General features: G+C 53.4%; 7 protein-coding genes. 1 reads left to right on the top strand and 6 read right to left on the bottom strand.

Translation table 11 applies throughout. From position 1 onward, the window contains the following. Nucleotides 1-11: 11 nt before the first annotated feature. Nucleotides 12-1,298, bottom strand: coding sequence for an alpha-L-fucosidase (locus FHT67_RS01595; RefSeq protein ID WP_167195050.1), 1,287 nt, complete (start codon nt 1,296-1,298; stop codon nt 12-14). A 25-nt stretch (nt 1,299-1,323) separates the two neighbouring features. Beyond that, nucleotides 1,324-2,718 (bottom strand): alpha-L-fucosidase, encoded by a 1,395-nt coding sequence (locus tag FHT67_RS01590; RefSeq protein WP_167195048.1) that lies wholly within the window; start codon nt 2,716-2,718, stop codon nt 1,324-1,326. A 118-nt stretch (nt 2,719-2,836) separates the two neighbouring features. On the opposite strand from FHT67_RS01590, the gene FHT67_RS01585 reads away from it, so the two are divergent. Then, entirely contained in the window at nt 2,837-5,095 is a 2,259-nt protein-coding gene (locus tag FHT67_RS01585; protein WP_167195045.1) for a helix-turn-helix domain-containing protein, read from the top strand. Between the two features lie 77 nt (nt 5,096-5,172). Here FHT67_RS01585 and FHT67_RS01580 read toward each other — a convergent pair whose 3' ends face one another. The 4 genes from FHT67_RS01580 to FHT67_RS01565 form a co-directional block, all read right to left on the bottom strand. After that, nucleotides 5,173-6,813 carry an extracellular solute-binding protein gene (locus FHT67_RS01580; RefSeq protein WP_132303329.1) on the bottom strand — a complete coding sequence of 547 codons (1,641 nt, stop codon included), beginning with the start codon at nt 6,811-6,813 and terminating at the stop codon, nt 5,173-5,175. A 41-nt stretch (nt 6,814-6,854) separates the two neighbouring features. Continuing rightward, on the bottom strand, nt 6,855-7,763 hold the full coding sequence (locus tag FHT67_RS01575; protein WP_132303328.1) for a carbohydrate ABC transporter permease: 909 nt from the start codon (nt 7,761-7,763) through the stop codon (nt 6,855-6,857). A gap of 82 nt (nt 7,764-7,845) precedes the next feature. After that, complete coding sequence (locus FHT67_RS01570) at nt 7,846-8,775, bottom strand: ABC transporter permease (protein ID WP_481856680.1); 930 nt, start codon at nt 8,773-8,775, stop codon at nt 7,846-7,848. Between the two features lie 336 nt (nt 8,776-9,111). After that, nucleotides 9,112-11,982 (bottom strand): family 78 glycoside hydrolase catalytic domain, encoded by a 2,871-nt coding sequence (locus FHT67_RS01565; RefSeq protein WP_167195039.1) that lies wholly within the window; start codon nt 11,980-11,982, stop codon nt 9,112-9,114. Nucleotides 11,983-12,095 lie beyond the last annotated feature (113 nt).

The raw sequence follows: 12,095 nt of genomic DNA, 5'->3' as shown, positions 1-12,095 counted from the left end.
GCTTCCGCTAGTTAGTTATGGGTCACTACGGCTCCCGTGCCTCCGTAAAACTTTACTTCCTCGTCAAATTCCAGCTTCAGCACCGTTACGTGCTTGTGCGTGTCTTCCGCCGTCAACCCGATCCAGGTTGTTCCGGGGATGTCAAACCAAGGCACGCCGCCATGAATTTGATGCGTCAGCTCTTTGCCCGAATGCAGCACGGTAATCCGCCTAATCGGATTGCACAGCCCTTTCAGGCATAGCTGTTCCTTCGGATCGTCATAGACGAACAGGTAGAGCGTCTTCTTATCCGGCGTTAGCGTGCTTCCGCCCGAATAATAACGCGCCATGATGCCTTCCCGCGTGCCGTAAACCGCCTCCGCGTGCTGCCGGATCCACTCGCCGAGGCCAAGCAGAATATCTTCCTGCCGCTTGTCGATTGTCCCGTCCTCCCGCGGCCCGATGTCCAGCAGCATATTTCCGCCCATGGAAATACAGTCGCAGAACATCCGGATGATCATGCCAAGGGATTTGTAACGGTTGTCCGTCGGCACATACCCCCATGAGCCGTTAATCGTCGTGCAAAACTCCCATGGCCCTTCCGGTCTCGTTATGGGAAGTCCCTGCTCCGGCGTCTTGTAATCGCCATGTCCCTGCAGCCGCGAATTGATGATCACATCCGGATTAAACGATTTCAGGTACTGCTTGAACGCCGGCAAATTCCATTGGCCGGCGCTCCGCTCCCAATCCCCGTCGAACCAAAGCAGGTCCACCCGGCCGTAATTCGTAAGCAGCTCCCGAAGCTGGCCATTGTTGAACTGCAAGAACCGCTGCCATTTCCCCTCGTCCTCAAGGCCGTCTGGCGGACTGGAAAACCGGTTAACGGTGCTGAGGTCCTCGGGAATCCTGCCGTCCTGATAGACGCTTGGATAATCCGGATGCGACCAGTCGATCAGCGAGTAGTACAACCCGAGCCGAATCCCCCGCTTCGTAATCGCATCGGCGAATGGCCTAACCAAATCCCGGCCTGCCGGCGTCTTCTTCACGACATTCAAATCGCTAAGCTGCGTGTCCCATAAGGCCACGCCGTCGTGATGCTTGGTCGTCAGAACGGCGTACCTCGCTCCAGACTTCTCAATCAGATCGGCCCAACCTTCCGCATCGAACCTTGCAGCCGTAAACCCGTCAAGCTGATTCATATATTGTTCATAAGACATTTTCCCGTTGTAAAAAGACCAGGATTCCGCCACGCCGTCAACCGCATAAATGCCGTAGTGAATGAATATGCCAAGCTTTGCGTCTTCGAACCATCCCTGCATCCCGCATCATTCCTTCCTCAAAGATTTACGCCCGAATCCGGAAGACATGCGCGATTGGCGCTTCAGGAGCGCAACGCTCGGTTTCCGGCAGACGAACGGCAATGCCGCTTTCGGTCCGGCGATAGTCGAGCCGCTCCTTCCCGCCAACCAGCTCGATGCTTCCGGCTCCTCCGTTCCAAGGAAGATGGATCTCCTCCGGTACCGGCTCGCTCGCGTCTTTGTACAGGTAAAACGCATAGACGAATCCGTTTTTCTGCGTAAAGCATGTATGGCCGACCGAATACGGCTCGATGACCCTTGTGCCGTAGATCGCTTCTCCGTTAACGTTCAGCCACTGTCCCATGCCTTTCATGCGGGCGATTGCCGTCTCCGGCAATCTGCCGTCCGGCTGCGGGCCGACGTTTAGCGCCAGGTTGCCGCCCTTCGCCACGATTTCGATGAGCAGCTGGATGAGCTGACGCACCGATTTGTAACGGTCCTCGTAACGGAAAGAAAACGACGTGCCCATCGTGATGCAGCTCTCCCACGGCACGTGGAGCGCCCGTTCCGGCAGCGTCTGCTCCGGCGTAATCAGGTTCTCGTAAGGTCCTCCGACGGTCCGGTCCGCCGAGAGCAGCCAAGGCTGGAGCTGGCGCGCCTTCTCCACCACTTCTCCCAGCCGGATATTTTGCTTGCGGTAATCGTTCACCCAGCCGGCGTCGAGCCACAGCACGTCGATCCGGCCGTAATTGGTCATCAGCTCCATGATCTGCTCATGCGTAAATTGAACGAATTTCTCCCACAGCCACGGGTATTCCTTCGGGTCGTACGACGGTCCCCTGGACGTCTTTGTATCCGGCCGTATCCCCGGGGTCCAATAATAGGGAGAATGCCAATCCGCTTTGGAGAAATAGGCGGAGATGCCCAGCCCCTTGGCGCGGAACGCGTTGAACAGCTGCTTCACGATATCCGCATGCTTATGCGTATGAAACGGACACTCCTCCCCCGTAATCCGGTAATCGGTCGTACGCGTATCCCACATGCAAAAGCCGTCATGGTGCTTCGTCGTAAAGTTCAAATAGTTGAAGCCGCTCTCCGCCGCAAGCTCCGCCCACAGCTCGGGCTGGAAGCGAATCGGATTAAAGGTTTTGTTCAAGGCGAAATATTGCCGTTTCAGCTCTTCCGAATCGATGTCCCAATCGATACCGTTCCGTGACCAATCCCCATCCTCGTCGCTTAACGCCCAAGATTCCACAAGGCCCAGCTGCGAGTAAGGCCCCCAGTGCATCATCAAGCCAAGCTTCTGATCCTTGAACCACTCAAGCCGCTCAAGCAGCAAGGGATCTTCCGGCTTCACCCAGCTCTCCTCGCTGCTGTAATTATGTACACCCTGTTCGATTGATTCTTCGTCTGCGGCAATTGCCTGTTCCTTCTCACTCATCCTATTTCCTCCTAAAAAACCATTCTTTCAAACCGACGGACGTTGTATAATAGATTTAATTTTCAGATATTTAAGATTTGTAAAAGAGATAGATAACCGTAGTCAGGGGGCATACCATTTGAACCGGAACTATTTCAAGTCCAAGCTGTTTCTGAAATATACTTGGTCCTATTTGTTCATCTTGCTGATTCCTTTGATTTTTACTTCTATCTTTATTTACGAAAACGCCTCGCACCGCCTTCGTTCCGAAATCGAACGCTCCCATCTCGACCAGCTGACGCAAGCCGAAACGATTATCGACGGCCGAATGAAGGAACTAAGCGAGATTGCAACCCGCATCTCTTACGACCACAGACTTGCCTCTTACCTCGTGCACGATCCGATACATAGCGGAGAAGCCATTGAAGCGCTCGACCAATACAAAGCGACAAGCTCGATCATCGGGGAGCTGTACTTGTATTTCCACAAGGACGACCGCATCTACTCCAGTGAAGGGATGAACCACTTCGACGTATTCACGAGCAATCTACTGTTTCAGAATTGGGATAAAGACGCGGTCTACCAGGATTTGAATAACGTCAAATTCCCGACGATGCGGCCTGCCGATATCGCAAGCAATTCCTCCGGCCGGAAGCAATCGATGCTCGCCTACCTGATTCCGATCAAACCCAATAATCCGAATCCCTACGGAACGGTGATGTATTTGATCCGGAAAACCGAGCTGACGAGCCTCATCGATTCCATACTGGGCAGCTATCAGGGCCAGACGTACATTCTGGATAACCAGGGCCAGATTCTGGTGGATAATCGCCAAGGAGAGACGTTATCCGACACGGACACCCGCTCTTTGTTCGGCCATCTGACCCCGGGCATTCAGAAGCATGTCCTAAACGGCAAGGAGCACTCGATCGTCTCCGTTCGGTCGCCGGTCAACGGCTGGACCTACGTGACCATCATGCCGAGCGAGCAGTTCTTCAGCAGCGTCCTGCATGTCCGAAGCTTCATCATTATGCTGCTGATCTTTGTTGTGGCCGCGGGAGCGGCAATCGCGCTATTGCTTGCCCGGATGCAGTATCGGCCGATTTCGACCCTTGTCGAATTTGCCGCCTCCAAATGCAGCAAGCCAATTGGCCGTCCCGGCGAGTCCCGCAACGAATTGGACCGGATTCGGACAACGCTGCTTGAATACAGTGCCAGAGTCGACCTGCAAGAGCCGTTTGCCCGCCATCATCTGCTCTCCATGCTGCTCCGTTCCGGCAGCTCCCGGATTCTGACGCCGGAGCTGAGAGAGGTGCTGGATCTCCGGTTCGACCGATCTCTTCATTTCGTCATGGTAATCGGCTGGATGAAGAGCGATAAGAACGGCGTATTGGAGCACCAGGAGATACTGGAGCTGCTTACCCATATCGAATTGCCGAATCTGAACGGTCACGGGTACGGCGTCGAGCTTTCCCAATTAGGCCAGATCGGCTTACTGGTCAACTTCGACCCGGACAAAGACGTGGACGAATTCGAACATAAGCAGCTTATCGTTGAAGCCTTGCGCATCCGCTTGCTCGAATCCTGCCACATTCAACCGGTCATTGGCGTCGGCTCGAGCTATACCGGTCCGGATCAGCTGAATCAGAGCTATATCGAAGCCTGCTCGGCCTACGACCTGAGAGTGTCCTCCAACGCCGGCTCGGTAAACTATTTCGAGAAGCAGTCGTATCCGACGGATCAGTCGTTCTGGATTCCGAACAACACGCTGTTAAAGCTCTCTCAGAGCTTAAAGCAAGGCAGCTTCGAGGTAGCGTCGCAAATGATTAAGTCGGCCGTCCTGAGCCTGCGGCAGTCCGAGCTGTCCACGCTGCTTATCCGTTGCATCGGCATCGATCTATTGAATACCATTCTTAAGACCGCGGCTGAACTCGAGAACCAGCGGCTGATTCAGGAAATGGCACCGCAGATGATCTCGGGCCAGTCGCTTGACGAGCTGGAGCGCAATCTCCTCCATCTGGCTTCCCGTCTATGCGAGCAGGTTGAGCAAGCGAACCAGAAGGAAGAGCAGTCGCTTACCGACAGAATGATCGCTTACATCGAAGAACATTTTGCGGACAATGCCCTCAGTCTCGAGACGGTCGCTTCCGAATTCAGCCTGTCTCCGTCCCACGTCAGCCGCTCCTTCAAGGAGAAGATGGGCGTGAACTTCGTCCAGTACATCTGGCAGAAACGGCTGGAAGAAGTGATGCACCAGCTGAAGACGACGGATGACTCGCTTAAGGACATCATTATCCGGGTCGGCTACGTGGACGCGCCCAACTTCATCCGCAAATTCAAGAAGGAGACCGGCTATACGCCTGGGCAATACCGCAAAATGTTCTCGTTAGGCCAATAATAAAAATTCCGTTTTCAAATGGACGTCGAACTTATCAATTCTGCAGGCGGTGGCCGAAAACTTCGGCCTTCTGCCCTTTACTTGCCCGCCTTCCAGCGGTCGTACGCGCCTTGATACACTTCCGCTATGCGGTCGCCGCCCATTTTCTTAACCTGTGCCAGATACTTGTCCCAGCCCGACATCGGCTCTTGTCCCGTGACGAACTTCGCTTCCATCTGCTGAACGTAAGTGTCCAGGTCGGACAGCAGGGACGTAATTTCGCTTTGCTCGTCATTCGTCAGATACACGTTAGGGAAAGGAGCCTTGCCGATAGGCTTCAGCTTTTCCTCGCTTTCCTTTTGAATCCAATTATCGAATTCCGTCGTAAGACCATTCGTTAATTCGTTAATTTTGATGCCCGGGGTCAAGATCCCGAAGTTTGGCGTTAGCGTGCCCCGGAAGTCTTCGCGGTCCTGGCCGCTGGGAAGCTCGACCCATTCCTTCTCGTGAGTATCCTTATTCTTGTACTTCCAGAGCATGCCTTCAGGTCCCTGGTTCATAAGCGTTGCGCCTTCGTAGCTGTATTGATAGTCAACCCAGCGCATCGTCGCCTCCGGATTCGGGTCCTTGCTCGTGATGGCGAACGTTCCGTTGGCGGAAATGCCCGGATGCATGCCGTAAACCGGCGTTCCCGCGATTTCGCTGCTGACCGGCGTCATGAGCGGATTATCCCCGCTAGGCTCGCCGCCCAGCGTGAAGTAAGGGAAATAGTCGTTAAACAATGCGATTTGGTTATTCTGGCCTTTCGCCTTCTTCTGGTCGGAGGTCTGCGAGAAGGTCTCGTGATCCAGCAGATTCTCATTCCACAAGCGGTTCATGAAGGTCAGGTAGCCCTTGTAGCCTTCCTCTTGCGGGGAATAGTGAACCTTGCCATCCTTGTCGGCATAGATCGTCTCGTCATACATACCCCAGAATCCGAAGAAGAACATCCGCAGATCGTCCAGCTTTACGGAAGTGAGCGGAATTTCGTCCTTCTTCCCGTTTCCGTTCGGATCCTCGTCCCTCACCCGCTTCAGGAAGCTGTACAGCTCCTCCGTCGTCTTCGGCAGCTCCGTTACGTTTAAGGCCTTGAGGAATTTACCGTTGTACCACATCGGACTGCGATACCAGATGGCCGACAGGTCGATGTACGGAAGAGCATACATATGTCCGTCAGGCGTCGTAAACGATTTGCGGATGTCCGGATGCTCGTCGAAAATTTTCTTCAGATTCGGAGCGTAGCCCTCATCAATATACTTCTCCAGCGGAATAAGCACGCCTTGGGTTCCGTACGTCACCTGCTCGGCCGGAGTCAAATCCGGGGCATAGAGCACATCCGGCAGATCTCCGCTCGCGAACACGAGGTTCTTCTTCGTGGAGAAGCTGTCGAGCGGCGTTAATTGGTAAGTGAACTTGATATTCGTCAGCTTTTCCATTTCCTTCAACGCCGGCATGGTGTTCCAGTCTGCTTTGCCCACGTCCTGCGACATCATCTTAAGAGTGATCGGCTTGTCAACGATAGGAAAGCCTTCTTTTTTTACGCCGCTATCGGCGGAAGCCTCAGGCGAAGAAGAATTTGCAGAAGAGGATGGCGAAGCGGAATTGTTGTTCTCGCTGGATGAGCTGCTGCAGGCAGCCAGCATGCCGGCTGTCATGGTAACGCAGAGAATAACGGATGATGCCCTGGAAATCCTGTTCATGCAATACACACTCCCTTTATTAGATGAATGATATGGGAAGATCAGCCCTTGACGGAACCAATCATTACACCCTGTACGAAATAACGCTGCAAGAAAGGATAAATAACGATAACCGGAATCGTAGCGACGATAATGACGGCATACTTGACGAGGGCCGCAATCTCCGCCTTGCTGTTCATGGCCGTTGCCGAAGAGAGGTCGATCGCGCCGCCTCCTTGCGCCCCCATCTCCTGAAGAACCAGGATTTGACGCAAAACAAGCTGCAGCGGATACTTTCCGGCCTCGTTCAGATAAATCAGCGCCGAGAAATAACTGTTCCAATTGCCTACCCCGTAAAACAAAGCCATTACCGCGATGATCGGCAGCGAGAGCGGCAGAATGATTCTCAGAAACAGCCGCATATTCGAGCAGCCGTCAATTTGCGCGGCTTCCTGCAGCTCCCTCGGAATGGAGCTTTGGAAAAAGGTGCGGGATACGATTATATTCCAGATGGACGCGGCGGACGGAAGAACGATCGCCCACATCGAATTCATCATGCCTAGTTGTTTCACGAGCAGATACGTTGGGATCAGACCTCCGCTGAAGAACATGGTCACCATAAACATGCCCATGAAGAAGTTTCTCCCGACGAAATCTCTGCGGCTTAACGCGTAAGCTGCGGGCAGCGTCACGAACAAGTTGATCGCCGTCCCAACCACCGTATAAATGATGGTATTTTCATAGCCGATCCAGATGTTGGTGTTCTTGAACACCATCTTGTAGCCCTCGAACGTAATGCCTTTCGGCCACAGCCACATCGCTCCCGAAGCCACCGCCTTCGGATCGCTGATGGATGCGCTGATCATATACACCAGCGGATAGAAAACGATCAGAAAGGCGAGAAAAACGTACAAGTAATTGCAAGCGAGAAATAGTTTATCGCCCCTGCTCTCTTTAATGCCATGGAACATGCGTCTCCAGCCTCCTTCTTCGTAAGCTTTAAAAAGAATTGTCACACAAAAGCGCCGTTCCTGTCATTTGTGATCATTCTTTTTACCACAAGCTGTTCTCGCTCGTCCTGCGAACGATCTGATTTACGGCTATCAGCAGAATGGCGTTGATGACGGAATTAAACAGGCCAACCGCTGCCGAGAAGCTGTATTGGGCATTCTCCAGACCGGAACGGTAGACGAAGGTAGCGATGACGTCGGAAGACTCCATATTAAGCGGATTTTGGAGCAGCAGGATCTTTTCGAACCCAACCCCAAACAAGCTTCCCATGTTCAAAATAAGCAAAATGGTCATCGTCGGAATCAAGACGGGTATATTAATGTGGCGAATGCGCTGGAACCGCGAAGCCCCGTCGATAATGGCTGCTTCATGAAGTCCGGGATCCACGCCGGACAAGGCGGCCAAATAAATGATCGTCCCCCAGCCCGCGCTCTGCCACACATTCGAGAATACGTACATCGTCTTGAACCATTTGGGATCGGTAAGAAATTCCGGCGTGCCAAAGCCAAGCCATTGAATGACATGAACCAGAATTCCGGTAGACGGCGACAGGAAAGATATGATCATCCCCGCCATGACGACAACCGATATAAAGTGAGGTGCATAGGTGACCGTCTGGGCCATCTTTTTGAAAAAACCGTTGCGCACCTCATTAAAGGCCAGCGCCAGTATGATCGGAATCGGAAAGCCAATCGCTAGATCATAGAGACTGACGCTCAGCGTATTCCAGATCAAATCCCTGAAGTAATAGGAATGGAAGAATCGGTCGAAATGGTCCAATCCCACCCAAGGACTTCCTATAATTCCTTTGGTCGGGATAAACGATTTGAACGCGATCTGGACGCCGTACATCGGCAGGTAACAAAAGATAATAAAGTAGAAAAACGCCGGTGCAACAAAAATGTACAATTCCCAGTTCTGCACGATCCTTCTTCCGAGCCGCTTGGTCGAAGTCCCGGATCGTAGCGCCATGCTGCCCGTTGCGGCAGCTTTCGAATCTTGCATCGGATCACCTCTTCCAAATAGGTTCAAGCGCTCTCGCCGCGAAGGAACGTTTGCTTGTCCTTGTCAGCGCTTACTTCCGAGGATAGAGCATGGAAGCGGCCAACGTAAATATGTCGTTTTCGTGAACGTGAAAAGCACCACCCGACAAGGCCGGAGCGATGATGACAATCATGCAAGACAATCGGACAATATGTTATTTTCGCAGCGGGATTAGGCGCCCAGCCTGTCTTTGTCAAAATTGACATATTCGAATCTATCCGAAGACAAAGAAAAGCCGGGTCAACAAGGACCCGGCTTTCACTATTATAAGGGCAGCTTTTTCGTTCTGACAATGGAAACATTCCCTGTTACGGCTTCAGGCAGCCGAACATCAAGTTCAACATCCTCCGGAGCCGAAATTCGAAGGGACATGACGTCATTCGCGATGCTCCAGTCCACCTCGATGGTTCCTCCGTTAGGCAACGGAACGGCACCTCTTGCCCATGTCAAATCGCATGGAGCCGGCTCGATTCTCACTTTGCTCCAGCCGCTGTCCAGCCGTTTGACTCCAAGCACGTTTCGGCCGAGGAAATATGCCGGCCCTGCCGACCAGGCGTGGCAATGACTGCGGGTAAGCAGCTCTGCATTGGCGCGATTTTCCGTGAAATTCGGGTACATCTCCCAGCATGTCGTTGCATCGTTTGCGATCATCAAGCCGTAATTGCGGCGGATATCGTCAAGCATGTCGGGGATATGCCGCATCGCTTCCAGCGCTTCATAATAGAAGAAGGACATAAACGGACTGCCGATCTGCACAAACGAAGCCGGCGGCTGAAGAAGATAGGCTTCCAGCTTTGCTCGGCGCTCCCCTTGAGCGATGCCGCACAATAGAGCAACCACTTGGGTCTGCATGCTATAGATATCCGAGCGCCGTCCGTCGGCATGAATGCAATCGAGGTAAGCTCCCCGCTCCTCATCCCATAAACGGTCGTTTATGGCCTGTTCCAGTAATCCGGCTGCTTCGGCAAAAGAGGCTCCTTCATCTGCTTGCCCTGCTTCTACGGACATTTGTACCGCCTGCCGGAGCGTTTTCGTCAGGAACAGATTCTGATGGGTGACAATCCCTTCGTTCGGCTGGTCAATCGGCGCCCAGTCGAGCAGGTTCCAGCCCCGCATGTCGAGCAGCCCATCCGCATTGATATGGGTCAAATAATGCTCGAGCGTAAAGCGGACATGGGGCCACATCTCGGCGGCAAAAGACTTGTCTCCCGTATGCTCCACATATTCCATCGTCGCGAGCACCCAGAAGAACGTCCAGTTCGGAATAACGCTCGTCCAGCCGCTTGGCACCTGATCCATATAGAGCGGGGATCTGTCCTTCGAGCCCGGAACGAGACGCAAGCAGCGTTTAACGATGTCCAGCTCGCCAAACACATAGTAGTTAACCAATGCCTCATTGCGGCTGTCTCCTACCCAGTAGGTCTGCTCGTAAGAAGGACAGTCCACAAACGTATCCTCCATGCAATTCCGGGTCGTATGCTGGCTGATCGCCCAGATGTCGTTCAGCAGCGGGTCGGAGCTACGGAACGTTCCGGCTTCCGCAACCGGATAAGTGCTTTGCACCATATACACCTCATGCAGCTTAACGGGTCCCGCCGCTCCCCTTATGGTCAGCACCGCATAACGGAACCCGCGCCTTACAGGAGATTCGTATTGCTGCCGTCCTTCCCGGCATATGTATCTGAACGTATTATCGAGGCCAAACGTATGCTGTCGGAAATCGGCTTTTAAATATTCAAGGCCGTATACATCCACAACCGTCCCAGCCGGAGCCTCAATCTTGAAGCCAAAAAAGCCGGTCCGCTGCTTGCCGAGGTCAATCACAAGCTCCGTATCGCCATCCCGGAAACGAGGAATATCCGCATACTCCGGCGCTGCCGTCAAGCAGGCATTCAGGCCGGAAGGCATAGCATACCGCTCGGCTTCCGGACGCCAAACATTGGAGCCGAATACATCCTGCTCGGTATAATAAGGGCCGGCCAGAGGACGGATCCAATCCTGTACGGCGGCCAGCTCCTCCATCGAAGCCGCTCCTGCCGCTTTTAAATAATTCGGCTCATTCCGGTCTATCTGTCTGTTTTCCCTTGTATCGATGTATTCCGTATCGTCAAACGGTCCAATAAGCAGCCACGGCGTCTCCCCTTCCTTATCGGGAGAATGAAGCGAGAGCTTACGCTCCGAATGAATCGCCACATGGTAAGCTCCCCCGTGATCGCCTTGAGTAATATCAAGCAGCAGGAAATGCTCGCCGGCTGTAAGCTCTGCCTCGTAGTAACGCTCCGGATCGTTGCCATGACTCTGCTCGATCCGTTGTCCGTCGATCCAGAGCTTCTCGCCGCGGGATTGCAAAATGCCAACCGTCACTTGACCGGCTTCATCCAGTAATAGCGTCGTAGCGATGTAACCCATATATTGAATGGGATTAGCATGCTCGACCGAACCGGGAACCATCGCATTCCGAAGATCGATAGCTGCCGTCCAGGCAGGCGGCCTCACCCGCTGGAGAGACTCGATGCGGGAGGGATACAGCTTTTCCTCCGTCAGGAACGGAATGTCGCGGGGGATCAGCTTTTTCCAAGGGCCTTCCCCGACTTCAGCTACGTGTGCAGCCTGCAACCATGAAGAATCGTCGTAGGTTGTCTCTGTCCAATCTCCGTTCCATTCCCTCGCATCATAAATTTCCGCAAAGCCCTGCTGACAGGACATGCGCGGAGCCGCGGTATGATGGCCTCTCAGCTTCTCCGTTTTCCAGGACGAATCCGTTGCTGCCAGTACGCCATCGCCTGAAGCGATCTCCGCAAGCAGACCGCCTTTCCCCCTCAAGTAATAGAAGTTGGTTACGCCAAAATGCAGCACGAGAACGGCAATCGTGTTCTTGCCGCCAGGCTGAAGCAAATGGCCGACGGAATAGGCATCGTAAAATTGCTCCTCCGGCCAAGAACGGACCGGACCTCTTCCGATTTGCACCCCGTTCACGTAAGCCACGTATCTGGAATCCGCGCTAATCCGCAGCTGCGCATCGGCTGCTTCTTCAGACGGCACGTCAAACGTTGAACGGAAGCAGCGCCATTCGTTGCGGGGGCTTTCCTCTTCCCCTCCCCAAATCCATTGAGCCTTCCAAGCCGTATCCTTCATCCTCATTTCCTCCTAGCCCTATTGAAATCATTTCCTGACTGCCTCTTCCACCGCAACTTCGTTCCAGTTTCTGGCGTTAAATGAATAGAGTTCATTACCTAACTACCAAGGAG

Source organism: Paenibacillus sp. BK720, assembly GCF_011761545.1.
Lineage (GTDB): Bacteria > Bacillota > Bacilli > Paenibacillales > Paenibacillaceae > Pristimantibacillus.
Note: the sequence above shows the minus strand (reverse complement) of the source record. Positions and strands in the feature narration are given on the sequence as shown.